This window comes from Bacillus cereus group sp. BfR-BA-01311 (assembly GCF_022664295.1).
GTDB lineage: Bacteria > Bacillota > Bacilli > Bacillales > Bacillaceae_G > Bacillus_A > Bacillus_A cereus.
In genome coordinates this window covers 67,875-82,108 of record NZ_JAKUHC010000002.1, presented here as the reverse complement: position 1 = coordinate 82,108, position 14,234 = coordinate 67,875, and the positions used below count along the sequence as shown (strand labels likewise).

Genomic DNA, 14,234 nt, shown 5'->3' with positions numbered 1-14,234 from the left:
AAAAAAAGTTGATGAAGGGAAGTGAACTACAGTGGCACAAAATTTTCAGCTCTATGAGAAAAAGTTTAAAGCGTTGGCGGATCAGAAACGTTTAGAAATCATGTATGAACTTTGCCAGCGAGGACAGACGTGTGTATGTGATTTAACAGAAGTTTTTGAAATGACGCAATCTAAATTATCATATCATTTAAAAATTTTATTAGATGCAGGTTTGATTGTAAAAGAAACAAAAGGTACGTGGAGTTATTATGATTTAAATGATGCGGAAGTGAATAATTTATTATCAGAAGAATTGTGCTGTATCTTTAGAAAAACAGGGAAAGGTAGTTGCTGTTAAAATTTTGAGTTATTAATCAAAAAAAATTGATTAATAATATATAAAAAGGAGGAATAAGGTATGAGGTATGTTCACGTCGGTATAAACGTTACGAATTTAGAGAAGTCTATTGAATTTTATGAAAAGGTATTTGGTGTTTCACCAGTTAAAGTGAAAACAGATTATGCAAAATTTTTATTAGAGACGCCAGGACTTAATTTTACGCTGAACGTACGAGATGAAGTGAAGGGAAATCAGGTAAATCATTTTGGTTTCCAAGTGGATACAGCTGAAGAAATTACATTGCATAAAGAACGATTAGAAAAAGAAGGTTTCTTCGCGCGTGATGAGATGGATACGACTTGTTGCTATGCAGTGCAAGATAAGTTTTGGGTAACAGATCCAGATGGGAATGAGTGGGAATTCTTTTATACGAAAGCAGATAGTAATGTTCACAAAATTGAAGAGTCATCTTGTTGCGCGACTTCAAATGAGGTAGCTAAAAATTCTTGTTGTTAATAGGAGATGGAAAATAAAATGAAACGTTTATCTTTTCTAGACCGATATTTAACACTATGGATTTTTCTAGCGATGGCTGTTGGGATTGGTTTAGGGTTTGTGTTTCCTAGTGTAGTAGACGGACTGAATACATTACAGGTTGGAACGACGTCTATTCCCCTTGCTGTTGGTTTAATTGTAATGATGTATCCACCGTTAGCGAAAGTTCGCTATGAGGAAATGGGCCGAGTATTTAAAGATGTAAAAGTGTTAGTGCTATCTTTAGTACAAAATTGGATTATTGGTCCGGTACTTATGTTTGTGTTAGCAATTATTTTTCTTCCTGATAAACCAGAATACATGGTTGGTCTCATTATGATTGGGTTAGCACGTTGTATTGCAATGGTCATTGTTTGGAATGACCTTGCTGATGGGGATAAAGAGTATGCGGCAGGTTTAGTTGCTTTTAATTCGGTATTCCAAATGCTCTTTTTCTCAGTTTATGCATACGTATTTGTAACTGTAATTCCAGAATGGTTAGGGATTGAAGGTGCTATTGTCGATATTACAATGATAGAAGTAGCAAAATCAGTATGTATCTATTTAGGAATTCCTTTTATAGCAGGTATGTTGACACGCTTTGTACTAGTTAAGTTAAAAGGAAGACAGTGGTATGAAAAAGTGTTTATACCTAAAATTAGTCCACTTACATTACTTGCATTGCTATTTACAATCATCGTTATGTTCTCTTTAAAAGGAGAGATGATTGTTAGCGTGCCACTAGATGTGGTAAGAATAGCGATTCCGTTATTAATCTATTTTATTGTAATGTTTTTTATTTCTTTCTTTATGGGAAGAAAAATTGGTGCAAACTATCCGGTGACGACAACGTTAGCATTTACAGCAGGTAGTAATAACTTTGAGTTAGCAATTGCTGTAGCAGTTGGTGTGTTTGGTATTCATTCGGGCGCAGCATTCGCAGCTGTCATTGGACCGTTAGTCGAAGTACCTGTCATGATTGCACTTGTAAATGTCGCTTTTTGGTTTAAACGTAAATATTTTAATGATCAATCAACTTAAAAACAAAGGTGGAAAACAACATGGAAAACAAAAAAACAATCTATTTCTTATGTACAGGAAATTCATGCCGAAGCCAAATGGCAGAAGCGTGGGGTAAACAATATTTAGGAGGTAAGTGGAATGTATATTCTGCAGGAATCGAAGCACATGGAGTGAATCCCAATGCGATTAAAGCAATGAATGAAGTGAATATCGATATAACAAATCAAACATCAGATATGATTGATACAAACATTTTAAATAATGCTGATTTAGTCGTTACACTTTGTAGTCATGCGGATTCTGTTTGTCCTTCGACACCTTCGCACGTAAATCGTGTTCACTGGGGATTTGATGACCCGGCAGGAAAAGAATGGTCTGAATTTCAACGTGTTCGCGATGAAATTGGTGAACGTATAAAACGATTTTCTGAAACAGGTGAGTAAATAAAGGAAAGAGTCAATCTTCTATTGTGTTGGAGATTGGCTCTTTTTTATTATGTATTTCATTTACTTATCGCATCGCTTTAAAACTACTCTTAGTAAAAATACAGAATATTATGTAAAATGGTAAAGTTAGAATAGAACAGTTTAAAAAAGGGGTGTAACGTATGATCTGTGAACTAAGCAAGGATGATTTTTATAGGTGTAATCGTTTAGTGAATGAACAAGGTCAATTAGAGGTACGTGCTGTAATTGCAGGAGTGAATCCTGGTCGTATATTTGTAGATAACGTGACTTCTCCTAATTCGGGACTCATTTGGTTAGGTAATAATGATGGCTTCTTCTTTATTGGAGATGCTGAAAATGAAGAGTTTAATAAAGAAGTGAATCGTTTTATTAATCATGTAATAGTACCTGAGGCGAGGAAAGTAGGATTAGATTGCTTTGAAGGAATCGGGAATCATTCGAAGTGGAATAAAACAATCGAAAGAATATTTCAGCATCGTAAATTAAAGAGTTGGAATCAAAGAGTGTATATGCTAGGAAAAGAGGATTATGAAAATCATCATGAGCCTAAATTTGAACAGAGATATACTGTACTGAAAATGAGTAAAGCTCTCTATGAAAATAATAATAATACATTTAAGAACATTGATTTTTTACAATCAAAAATTTTAGAGTTTTGGTCTTCACCGGATTCTTTTTTCAATGAGGGGATTGGCTATTGCATTGTTTATGATGATTTAATTGTGAGTGTTTGTTTTTCAGGGTTCGTCTTTGAAAATATACATTGTATAGATATTGAAACGATAAAAGGTCACCAAGGGAGAAAATTAGCTCAAAAGATAGCGCATAGTTTTGTGAAAGATTGTTTGGAGAATGATATTATTCCATATTGGGACTGTATGGAATTGAACAAGCCTTCTGTTGCAGTTGTGGAAAATGTAGGGTTTACAAATGTATTTAATTATGTAGGATATTATTTTCTATTTGAATAATCTGTTGAATATAGAAGTAGTTTTTTTAATTCATACATGTAAGAAAAGGACATGCAAATCCGATTTTACGAAAAATCTAATGACTTAAAATTCATACGAGGTGAAAATAATGGTAATAAAACAAGACGAAATGAAAGTAGTAGTGGCAGCTGGGGCATTTAATAACAATCCGGGCTGGATTCAAACGCAAGAAGATGATCTTAATTTATTAGTTGAAACAATGTGGGAAGCAAGATTTGAACATAACTCCATTTCAGCTATTTTAGCAGAGCATGTATGGGAGCACCTTACTTTTGAAGAAGGGGTAAAAGCAGCTAGCATTTGTTATAAATTTTTAAAACCGTCAGGCCATATTCGGTGCGGTGTCCCTGATGCATTTTTCCAAGATGAAACATATCAAAATATAGTGCAAGTAGGCGGACCTGGCCCGAAAGACCATCCAGCTGCAAGCCATAAAATCGTTTATAATTATAAAACATTAACGAAAATGTTTGAAACAGCTGGATTTGAAATAGTTTTACTGGAATATTGCGATGAAAATGGGCAATTTTATTACAAAGAATGGGATGCAAATGATGGCGTTATTTTCCGATCAAAAAGATATGATCCTAGAAATCAAGGAGATAAACTTGGTTGCCCATCGTTAATTGTGGATGCGATTAAACGGTAAGGTATTCGTTAGTTCAATAAGTTTATGAGCCGCAAATGCGGCTTTTTATCTATTGTATAATTATTACTGGGATGCCTTTTCGAAAAACTGAATGATTTTTTTAGAATTATCTTCACTTAAATCATAACCTTCACCGTGTGTTTCATCGCTCGCTTTTGCCATTACGATGTCACCATCCGATTCTATCCAAACAAAAAATTCCTGCATAGATTTATCTTGATAAGTAACCTTCATTTTTGAATGCATATGTTTTTTTGCATCTTGATCTAGAAGGAGTGTTTTTTTCTCTGCGCTTTCCATACTTGTAAAAATTGTTTTCATATTTGTTTTATTTACTATTTTATTACTCCCTTTTGAATTTACAGGACTAATCTCAAGTTTTCTCACTTCTTTTTGTTCAAACATAACGTTTTCATATACAATTTCTTTTTCTTTCACTGTTGTGGATGCTTCTTTATTGGAAGCTTTCGTTTCATTTGAATTACTTGTACATCCAATTAATAAGGTGATACTTAATGCTCCAATCATACCGAATGTTAATCTCTTCAATAATATGCCCCCCATCTACTATTTTCTATAATTCTATTTCCTATTTGAAATATCCTAGCTATGCTTAATGAAGTGAAATACATTTTGTTATGGGGAATAGAATGGATTGCATGTACGTTAATTTTTTGTATGAAAGGAGAGAAGGAAGTGAAGCACATAATAAAAGATGTATTAATGAATTATTTTACAGAAATCCGTTCATTAGTAATAGAAGAAGAATTACATATAAATAGCTGGCATACAGATTTACACTATAAAATCATGGTAAATGGAAAGCGATATTCCGCACGGTTTATGAATAGCAATCGAATAATCAATCCAGCTTTTGGAGCGTTATCAAATGAACAATTGAAAGAGCAAGTACGCTTTACCTATTATTTACGAGGGCATGGAATTCCTTTTATGCAAATTAACAAGAATACGTCAGGGGAGTCATTTACATTAGTCACTTGGAATGATGAACAGTACCGATTTGTATTGTCTAATTGGATTGAAGGAGAGCATCTTACACACTGCACAGAATCTATTGCAGAATCGTTTGGAAAGAAGGCAAGAAAGATTCATGATATTTCTAGTACATTTCAAAGCTCGATTTTTCAAAAGAAATCCCATTTAGATGGGTATGCCCAGTTTATTGATATGTTAGAAAGTAAGGTAAGCGCATGTAAGGAATTACGGGAGTACATAAATCTTGCTACATATCATATAGATTGCGCATATACGAGTAATTTACAGTTTATTGTACAAACAGATTTAAATCCTTTGAATGTTTTATGGGACTCAAGTCAATGTGTAAAAGGAATTGTAGATTTTGAATCAATTGGATATGTTGATCGTATTGAAGGACTAGCCTTTTTAATAAAATGGTACTCGCGAACAGAAGGAATACAGTCTCATGAAGTATGCTCAAGTGTTGCTAGTTCATTTTTAGAAGGGTATACGGTACATAATATTGTAACACCAAATGATTATAAGAGACTTTCTTCATTGTTATGGTTATCCGGTAGTTTGAATTGGAATTTTGTGAAGAAAACGCTAAGTGTATTAGAAGATGCGAGGCAGTTAGAGGAACATTTGAAGGTTTATAGAGTAAGGGGAGAGAGGTTGTCTTCATTATTAATTTGTAGATAACCTTTCTTCTCCTTTGGGATTTATAAAACAAAACATATGAGGTGTTCTAAAAATGAAAATACAAACTGTATTGTTTGATGGTTTTGGAGAACTTGTCTCATTCGCACCGTTTGAGGTACTGAAAAGAGCGATAGAAGAAGGGGCTCCATTTACAATTGAATTCGTTTCGAGTGAACAAAAACAAGAAGTTACTACTGATTAAAGTTTCATTTTATAAATTTTACTTTATTAAAAGTTGATTTGTTAGAAAGGATAATCATTTATTGCTATAATGAATGGATGCGTGGCAGGAAATAGATAGAAAGATACTGCTAGTAATTTATACTTAAAATGTAGGGAGATTGAACAGAGTTATGGGGAATGAAAAGGAAATTAGTTCCGCTAAATTAATATGGAAGATGACGCGCCCGCATACATTAACGGCGACGTTTTCTCCTGTAATTTTAGGGACAGTGGCATCACTTTATGTTGCCAAAATTGATTGGCTTTTATTTATTGCGATGATGCTTGCATGTTTAGCGCTGCAAATAGCAACGAACTTATTTAATGAGTACTATGATTTCAAACGTGGATTAGATACCGCTGAATCCGTTGGCATCGGTGGCGGAATTGTCCGTCATGGATTGAAGCCAAAAAATGTGTTAACAGTTGCCCTTTTATTGTATGTAGTAGCAGCAATTATTGGAGTTTATATTTGTATGAATAGCAGCTGGTGGTTAGTCGTCATCGGTTTAATTGGAATGGCGGTTGGCTATTTATATACAGGCGGTCCATTACCAATTGCGTACACTCCGTTTGGAGAATTAGTTTCTGGGTTGTTAATGGGGACATGTTTTGTACTCATTGCTTTCTTTATTCAAACGAATACTGTAACGATTGAAAGTGTATTGATTTCCATTCCAATTGGAATTTTAGTAGGTGCAATCAATATGTCAAATAACATCCGAGATATCGAAGAAGATATTAAAGGTGGAAGAAAGACATTAGTAATCCTCCTTGGGAGAGAGAAAGCTGTGGTAACACTAGCGGTAGCATTTTTCATTGCGTATTTATGGATTGCCGTAATTGTATTAATGGGTTATATAAGCCCTTGGGCATTAGTTATGTTCCTAGGTTTGAGAAAGCCAATTTCTGCAATTCAAAGTTTCCAAAAAGGGGCAAAGGATCCTGGATATATGCGCATCGCAATGAAATCAACAGCGATGACAAATACGATTTTCGGCTTCTTATTATCAGCAGGATTATTAATTAGTTATTTGTTTTAAATGAAAAATATTGTTAAGTAACTTAACCCCAGTTTCTCAATTTTAATATAGAGAGGTTGGGGTTTTTATTTTGACTTTGTTTCATGTTTAAAACAGTTTCATTTGAAATGCAAATACCAATAAATCGCAACTTCATCATTTTCAATATCCAAACCTTTATAAAGAAGAAAATCAAACCCACCAATTACAAATCCACATTTTTCATAGAACTTACATGCTGTGACATTATTATTTTGCGTTTCAAGCATGATACCTGGCATATTGCCTTTTTTTGCCCACTGCTTTGCTTGATCAACTAATCTTTTACCAACTCCGAGTGTACGATATTTTTTATCTACCGTTATATCTTCTATGTAAGCATAGTGGTTCCAATTCTTTTTTAATACCATTAATCCAATGATTTGGTTATGTAACAGAGCTATGTAAATGACTTGATTAGGTTTATTTATATATTCATTGTAAGCCAGTTCTTCATTATCATCTTGATTTTGTAAATAACTTTTTTCATAACTTGGAACGTCTTCTACTGTATATTCTATGCGTCTATTTCCTTTGGAAAGAGAAAGAATTAACCGAGCATTCACTATAAAACTGTCATCAATCTCCGGGAGATTATCTAAATCATTTGTTTCTAACTCTCTAATTACAAGGTTCATCGGAGTACCTCCACATAATAATATTTCTTCTAGTTCTTCATTTGGTTCAAATGAATTCCAATTACAAAATTATAATAGAATTTCAATAGTACGGCCATCTCTGTATTTTATCTTTATACCGGTATGCTATTATCTTGATGTGAAAATGTTATTTAGAAAGAGTAATATTTTTTATTTTGGATGTATATCCAGTTTTCAAATTTAACTGTAGTAGAGAAACAAATATTTTTTTAAAGAGTGGATGTAATAGGCTATTCTTTAACTAATTTCGACATTATCTGCATTTTATCTTCGCCTTCCTCTATTAATCTATTTATTGTAAATATCAGCTGAAGTTAATGTTTAGCTGCATAAATAATGAATATGAAAATGAGTAGGGAAAGGATCGAAACATAATGAAAGAATCACAAAATAAGAAAAAAACAAGTGTAGTAACTAAGGCAATACTATCTCTAGGAGTTGTTTTAGCAACGACCTTTTTCACGTTCTTTTTAATAGGGAAATGGAACTCTATCCCAGCGAAAGGGGTAGCTAATGAAAATATTAGGCTAGCTAATACGCAACAACAAGGAAAGAAAGAAGACACATCGCTGGCAAAACAGAAAAGAGCTGATGGAAAACCAGTAGGAAAGGTTGTTTATTTAACATTTGATGACGGTCCTAGCGAATTAACTGGCAAATTTTTAGATGTACTAAAAGAGCAACATGTTGCTTCGACATTTTTTATGCAAGGTAGCAATTTACAGAATACCGGTTTTCAGGAAAATGTAAAACGAGCAGTAAAAGAAGGACATTATATTGGTGCACATAGTATGACACATAATAGTGATAAGCTATACAAAAAAGGACAATTTGTAACGGAGATGAAAGAAACGTTAGCTCTTATTCATAATATTACAGGTACAACTCCTAAACTAGTCCGTCCCCCATATGGATCTGCACCAGGATTAAAGGGGCAGGACATTCGTAACAAAATTGTAGAAGCAGGAATAAAAGTTTGGGATTGGACGATAGATTCAAATGATTGGAAATTAAAAGGTAACCCACAGCAAATTATAGAAAATGTAAAGCGTACAACAACAGAAGATGTGGAAGTAGTTCTAATGCATGAAAAACTACAGACATTACAAGCGCTTCCGGAAATTATTAAATTTTATAAGGAAAAAGGATATGAATTCGGGGTATACAATGAAGCGGATCATTTTCAACTAAACTTCCAGAAAGATCAACGTCTATAGTATCAAATAAATAAATTAAGAGCATGTTCTGATTTATCTTTCTTCAGGACATGCTTTTTTTGCTCGCTTCTATAAGCTTATTACTACCAATTTAACAAAGCAGAATTTACAAGTTACTTTATGGATACCTCATTTTAGAATAACTAACTTATAGAAAAAATTGAATAATTTTCATGTGTAAGGAAATTTTAAGAAGGATATAGAGGGGATATTTTCCTTTTGTTTTCTAGATAAATGATTACTTACAAAAAACATTTAGTGGAACGGTTTTTTAAAGCTATTCTGTCAAGAAATTACTAACAATTGGGTTCAAAACATAAACCACTCGATAAATGGGGTAGTATGATGAAAAAACTTAGTAGAAAGCGTTTGAGAAAAGATATTCAGGAACTTGAGAGTGCAAGTATGCTGCTCCAAAATGATCAAGAGTGCGGACTCAAGCAGAGTGTATCTGCGAATGAAGAAGTTTTGAGACAAGTTTTTGAAAATTGTTCCGATATTGTTTTTCGTCCAATAATCATAGATAGTCAAAATAAAATTCTTTTTATTTATATAGATGGATTAGTTGACACTAAAGTTGTGGAACAAGTTGTTTTGAAACCAATGATGTTTGAAGGTCTGCCTAGTGGAGTAAAGAGTGTGGATTCGGTAGGAGAAATTATACAAAATCAGCTAATTGCGGTTTCTCAAGTAAAGACAATTTCTAAAGTTCGTGAGGTTATAGAAGCAGTATTGAAAGCGAATATCGTCATTTTAACAGAAGGAGAAAGTCAAGCTCTAGTCGCTGATTTAAAAGGTTTTGAAAAACGAGGTATTGAAGAGCCGGCTGCCGAGATCTCTGTTCGTGGCCCTCGGGACGGGTTTACGGAAACGATAAGGGTCAATACGAGCCTGATTCGCCGAAGAATTCGAAGCCAAAAACTAAAAATGGAACCTTATTCGATTGGGGAATTGTCACAGACAGATGTGGTAATTGCTTATATTGAGGGAATTGCACCTGATTCGGTTTTGGATGAAGTTCGCCAAAGGGTAAAGCGAATTCAAATTGATGGAGTATTGGAGTCAGCTTTCATTGAAGAGTTTATTGAGGACCAACCCTTTTCACCCTTTCCACAAATTCAAAATACTGAGCGGCCAGATGCGGTTTGTGCAAGTTTATTAGAGGGGAAAGTCGCCATTTTAGTAGATAACACACCTTTCGTTTTGATTGTTCCTATGACATTTTGGACTGGTCTACAAGCAGCGGAGGATTATTATGAACGCTCCATCTACACAACTTTTGTTCGATGGATACGTTTAATATTAATTAATATTTCATTATTTCTTCCTTCTCTCTATGTTGCTATTACAACCTTTCATCCTAAATTAATTCCGACAAATTTGCTTATTAGTATTGCAGCTGCGCGAGAAGGCATTCCGTTCCCGGCTGTCATAGAAGCGCTAATGATGGAGTTTTTATTTGAAGGCTTGAGGGAAGCGGGGGTTCGGTTACCCAAACCTGTTGGATCAGCAGTTAGTATTGTCGGAGCACTTGTTATCGGGCAAGCTGCTGTGCAAGCAGGTATTATTTCCGCACCTTTGGTCATTGTTGTGGCGACGACCGGTATTGCGTCATTTGCGTTCCCGCGCTACAACTTAGGAACAGCTTACCGGATGTTACGCTTTCCGATGCTGTTATTGGCAGGGATGCTAGGGCTATACGGTGTTGCAATAAGTACCCTTGCGATTTTGATTCATTTAACTAACATTCGTTCTTTTGGCATTCCGTATTTAAGTCCAGTTGCACCACAAACTCCTCGTGATTTAAAGGATGTTTTTCTCCGAACACCTCGTTGGAATATGACCCACCGCCCAATAATGGTATCTGGTGAAGAGAAAGTCCGTTTTCCAGGTGGACAAAAGCCAGATGAGAAACGGGGAGGGGAAACAGAATGAGCCTGCACAAGGCACTCTGTATGATACTGGTCATTTCTTTATGCTTCTTGACGGGATGTTGGGATCGGACAGAATTAAATGATTTGGCAATAGAATTAGGATGGGGACTTGATCAAGCGAAGAATAATAAGATTGAAATTAGTGCTCAGTTTATTATTCCATCAAAAATGGGGATGGGACAGAGCGGAAGAAGTAATGCAGGAAAAGCGTTTTTTACAGAATCGGGAACGGGAAGGGATACACATGAAGCTATACAAATGATGCAAACAAAAATGTCGAGAGAAATTTTTCGAGGGCACCAGCGTGTAATATTGATTGGAGAAAAAATGGCTAAAAGTGGTCTTGCTCCAGTTTTAGATGCATATAGCCGCGATCCTGATATTCGATTACGAGCAGGTGTGTTTGTCATAAAAGGGAATACTGCAAAAGATTTTCTGAAAGCATCCATCCCTTTAGAGTCTATCCCGGCACTTGGGGCACTTAAAGAGCATATGCAAATAGAGGCAGCGGGAGATATGTCTTTATTAAATTTTCTTATTGCTGGTACGAGTGATGGAATCACTCCGATTTTACCCGTTATTAAACTAAATGTGTCTCATAAAAAAGGAAAAACTGAGGTCAAAGGGTTTCAAATTGTAGGCGGTGCTATATTTAACAACGATTTCAAATTGGTAGGATACTTGAACATGCAGGAATGGTTAACTACTCTTTGGATAGTGAATCGTTTAAGTAAACAGACAGTTACAGCAACGGCCTCTAAAGGAAATGGTAGTGCAAGTTTATATATGACAAAGATCAATAGAAAAATCATACCTACTATACAAGGGGACACAATTAAGTGTGACATTGTTTTTTCTGGTGAAGGAACAATTCAGGAGAACAATACGAATTTAGATCTTTCGCAGCCAAAAAATCTTACTCTTTTAGAACATGTATTGGAAAAACAGTCCGAAAAGGAAGCTCTCCAAACTATTAAAAAGGTTCAAAAACAATACGGAACCGATATCTTTGGATTTGGAGAAGCCATTCATCAAAAATATCCATCCGAATGGAAAGAGTTAAAAAAGAATTGGAGTAAACAATTTCGAAAAGTGGAGGTTTCTCTTCATACAAAGCTTACTATTCGGCGAGTAGGACTGACTGGACCACCGTTGCAGTTGAAGAAAAATGAAATGAAAAAATAAGGAGGAATATAGAGTGTGAGAAATTCGATGAAAATCTCTGGCAGGCAAATCTTTTGGATGATGTTCACTTTTGAAGTGGGACAATCACTCCTTCTAGTTATTCCAGCGACGATTCGTACTGTCAAACAAGATGCGTGGATCTCGATTTTGATTGCAGGATTGATAGGGGTTGCTCTTACTTTTTTGGCAACTACACTTGGTTCGCTTTATCCGAAACAAACTCTCATTGAATTTAGTCAAACTATTCTTGGTAAATGGCTAGGAAAGCTACTGATGATTCCTTACTTCTTTGGGTGGTACATGATAATTTGGATAACCGTCCGTGAATTTGGTGAATTCATTATTATCGCTTTGTTTCATAATACACCTTTGTGGGTCATTGTCTTTACTGCGATGTTATTGCTCATTTTTATCATTTACCAAGGAGGGGTGGAAGGTATTGGACGTTTAAGTGAAATCATAGGGCCAATTGTACTTTTAATGATAACGTTTGTAATCATTTTGAATGTTGGCAATATGAATTGGGATTATATGCGGCCTATTTATCACGATTCTGGCTGGCTTCCCATCCTTAAAGGTTCCTATACTCCTGTAGCCGCATTTTTTGGAGAGGCTGTTATGATGATGATGTTCGTTTTCTTTATGGATAAACCAGAGCAAGCGTCATCAAGGGCGATGTTGGGGGTAGGATTAGCCGTTTTCATGGTAACGATTGGAACATTAGCGGTCATTTTAACATTCGGTCCGAATTTATCTTCAAGTTTTTTGTATCCGGTTTACGATTTGAGCCGATACATATCTGTCATGGAGTTCATTCAAAATGTGGATATTTTGATAGTTATTATTTGGTTTTTTAGTATTTTTGTGAAATTGGCGTTATACATGTTTATCGCTTGTTATGGAACAGCACAAATATTTCATTTGAAGGATTGGCGAAAAGTAGCGTTAGTTCTTGCTCCTATTTCGTTCATCATAGCTGTGTCAGTTAAAAATATCCAAACATTTACCCATTATTACTACATATTTTTCGTAATTCCAATTGCATTTCCCGTTTATGAGCTAGGGATTCCTTTACTGTTATTGGTGGTTGGCAAAATTCGAAGGAAATATGCATAAACTCAATCGGTAATATGTTTGGAGGGCAGGTATAATTTTAGTTTTTTGACTAATATAAAAAGAGAAAAATCCTATTCATAAGTGTAGGATTTTTTGTTTGTATATTACGTTACAAGAGTTTTCTTATTTTCTCCGGAATGTCCTTTTTTGAAATCTATGCAACAGAGTCTTTATAGTAAGAGTATTTTGTCGGGGGATAATCAAAAAATGTATATTACAATATAAAAATTCACCTTAATACTAAAGGATACATGACAACGATTCCTATAAATTCTTCTCAATAATTGAAAATAAAATCAATCCAGATTATTATATTGTTATTGTAATTATAAATGTAATTACATTTTATTGAAGGAGGATACAAAGATGAAAAACTCAAAAGGCTCTATTGAATCAGAGATAAGCAAAGCAATTACTCACTGGGAAAAGGACTACCTAGGACGCGGGTCTATATCCGTTAAGACAGATATATTACGGGATATGATTATCGTAAATTTACAAGGTATTTTAACGCCAGCTGAATATACGGTTTGCGAAACAAAAGACGGTATGCTAACGATAAAGAAAAATCGTTCGGAGCTAGTTGAATCTGGAATTGAAGATTTGAAAGAGATTATACTAGAATTAACTGGAGAAAAAGTGAAAAGTTTTCATACGGATATAAGCTCCCGTACTGGTGAACGAGTAATGATTTTTAAATTGTTTCATAATCTTGAGGAAAAATTTTAAAAATTAAAACCACCGTAGGGTTAGTGGGAGATAATTAAGAAACCTAAAAGTTTTGCGCTTTATTTAAATTTATTAACATGATAATAATTAATAACTTGAAATTATTTACGTATACTGAATTTTAATTGGAATAACGCTCAAAAAAAATGATAAATAAATTGACAAATTGCTTAATATAGTTTATCTTATAATTGTTTTAAAAAATTAATAGATGCTTATTTTAACTGTTTGCTATAATTAAGGCTTTAGCATTTTTTTAATATGTAATATTGACTAAATGAAAAAGTTTCTTAATTGAAAGATAGCGCATAACATAAATTGATATATTGATTGCATAATCTAGGAGATCAGAGATATACTGTTATTTTTAATAGGAGTAATACATACATTACTATCCTCTATAAAATGGGAGCTCTTCAAAAAACTTTATTGAAGTTAGTTGAAGTG

General features: G+C 34.4%; 15 protein-coding genes and 1 pseudogene. 14 read left to right on the top strand and 2 right to left on the bottom strand.

Going from position 1 to position 14,234, the window contains the following annotated elements; genetic code table 11:
* The first annotated feature begins 31 nt into the window (after positions 1 to 31).
* From arsR to MR136_RS05580, 6 genes are all read left to right on the top strand, one after another.
* Positions 32 to 337, top strand: coding sequence for an arsenical resistance operon transcriptional regulator ArsR (gene arsR / locus MR136_RS05605; protein WP_002026021.1), 306 nt, complete (start codon positions 32 to 34; stop codon positions 335 to 337).
* 60 nt (positions 338 to 397) lie between these two features.
* The gene (locus MR136_RS05600; RefSeq protein ID WP_001271013.1) at positions 398 to 835 is read left to right on the top strand and encodes an ArsI/CadI family heavy metal resistance metalloenzyme; all 438 of its coding nucleotides are present in this window, start codon (positions 398 to 400) and stop codon (positions 833 to 835) included.
* 18 nt (positions 836 to 853) lie between these two features.
* Positions 854 to 1,894: an ACR3 family arsenite efflux transporter gene (arsB, locus tag MR136_RS05595; RefSeq protein ID WP_242259276.1), complete on the top strand. Its 1,041-nt coding sequence runs from the start codon at positions 854 to 856 to the stop codon at positions 1,892 to 1,894.
* Positions 1,895 to 1,914: 20 nt separating this feature from the next.
* Positions 1,915 to 2,319 carry an arsenate reductase (thioredoxin) gene (gene arsC, locus MR136_RS05590; protein ID WP_000428364.1) on the top strand — a complete coding sequence of 135 codons (405 nt, stop codon included), beginning with the start codon at positions 1,915 to 1,917 and terminating at the stop codon, positions 2,317 to 2,319.
* Positions 2,320 to 2,483: 164 nt separating this feature from the next.
* Positions 2,484 to 3,314: a GNAT family N-acetyltransferase gene (locus tag MR136_RS05585; protein WP_000562831.1), complete on the top strand. Its 831-nt coding sequence runs from the start codon at positions 2,484 to 2,486 to the stop codon at positions 3,312 to 3,314.
* A gap of 109 nt (positions 3,315 to 3,423) precedes the next feature.
* Positions 3,424 to 3,984 carry a class I SAM-dependent methyltransferase gene (locus tag MR136_RS05580; protein ID WP_000234929.1) on the top strand — a complete coding sequence of 187 codons (561 nt, stop codon included), beginning with the start codon at positions 3,424 to 3,426 and terminating at the stop codon, positions 3,982 to 3,984.
* Between the two features lie 63 nt (positions 3,985 to 4,047).
* On the opposite strand, the gene MR136_RS05575 is transcribed toward MR136_RS05580, so the two are convergent.
* Positions 4,048 to 4,533 (bottom strand): hypothetical protein, encoded by a 486-nt coding sequence (locus MR136_RS05575; protein WP_000826917.1) that lies wholly within the window; start codon positions 4,531 to 4,533, stop codon positions 4,048 to 4,050.
* Positions 4,534 to 4,680: 147 nt separating this feature from the next.
* Between MR136_RS05575 and MR136_RS05570 the strand changes: the two genes are divergently transcribed.
* From MR136_RS05570 to menA, 3 genes and pseudogenes are all read left to right on the top strand, one after another.
* Positions 4,681 to 5,664 carry a phosphotransferase gene (locus MR136_RS05570; RefSeq protein ID WP_061457513.1) on the top strand — a complete coding sequence of 328 codons (984 nt, stop codon included), beginning with the start codon at positions 4,681 to 4,683 and terminating at the stop codon, positions 5,662 to 5,664.
* Between the two features lie 52 nt (positions 5,665 to 5,716).
* Positions 5,717 to 5,860, top strand: a pseudogene (locus MR136_RS05565) (DJ-1/PfpI family protein); the annotation flags it as partial.
* 157 nt (positions 5,861 to 6,017) lie between these two features.
* A complete protein-coding gene (gene menA / locus MR136_RS05560; RefSeq protein WP_016124826.1) occupies positions 6,018 to 6,929 on the top strand; it encodes a 1,4-dihydroxy-2-naphthoate polyprenyltransferase in 912 nt (303 codons plus the stop codon).
* A gap of 98 nt (positions 6,930 to 7,027) precedes the next feature.
* Here the strand turns inward: menA and satA are convergent, their stop codons facing one another.
* Complete coding sequence (gene satA, locus MR136_RS05555) at positions 7,028 to 7,585, bottom strand: streptothricin N-acetyltransferase SatA (protein ID WP_061457429.1); 558 nt, start codon at positions 7,583 to 7,585, stop codon at positions 7,028 to 7,030.
* Positions 7,586 to 7,980: 395 nt separating this feature from the next.
* Between satA and MR136_RS05550 the strand changes: the two genes are divergently transcribed.
* The 5 genes from MR136_RS05550 to MR136_RS05530 all read left to right on the top strand — a co-directional run bounded on the left by MR136_RS05550 (position 7,981) and on the right by MR136_RS05530 (position 13,787).
* Positions 7,981 to 8,823, top strand: a complete 843-nt coding sequence (locus tag MR136_RS05550) for a polysaccharide deacetylase family protein (RefSeq protein ID WP_000665165.1) — start codon at positions 7,981 to 7,983, stop codon at positions 8,821 to 8,823.
* Between the two features lie 342 nt (positions 8,824 to 9,165).
* Positions 9,166 to 10,758: a spore germination protein gene (locus MR136_RS05545; RefSeq protein WP_031312239.1), complete on the top strand. Its 1,593-nt coding sequence runs from the start codon at positions 9,166 to 9,168 to the stop codon at positions 10,756 to 10,758.
* Positions 10,755 to 11,942 (top strand): Ger(x)C family spore germination protein, encoded by a 1,188-nt coding sequence (locus MR136_RS05540; protein ID WP_000052112.1) that lies wholly within the window; start codon positions 10,755 to 10,757, stop codon positions 11,940 to 11,942. Before MR136_RS05545 ends, MR136_RS05540 begins: the two co-directional genes overlap by 4 nt.
* Before the next feature lie 27 nt (positions 11,943 to 11,969).
* Positions 11,970 to 13,058, top strand: coding sequence for a GerAB/ArcD/ProY family transporter (locus MR136_RS05535; RefSeq protein WP_031312238.1), 1,089 nt, complete (start codon positions 11,970 to 11,972; stop codon positions 13,056 to 13,058).
* 366 nt (positions 13,059 to 13,424) lie between these two features.
* Positions 13,425 to 13,787 (top strand): Na-translocating system protein MpsC family protein, encoded by a 363-nt coding sequence (locus MR136_RS05530; RefSeq protein ID WP_000798162.1) that lies wholly within the window; start codon positions 13,425 to 13,427, stop codon positions 13,785 to 13,787.
* Positions 13,788 to 14,234 lie beyond the last annotated feature (447 nt).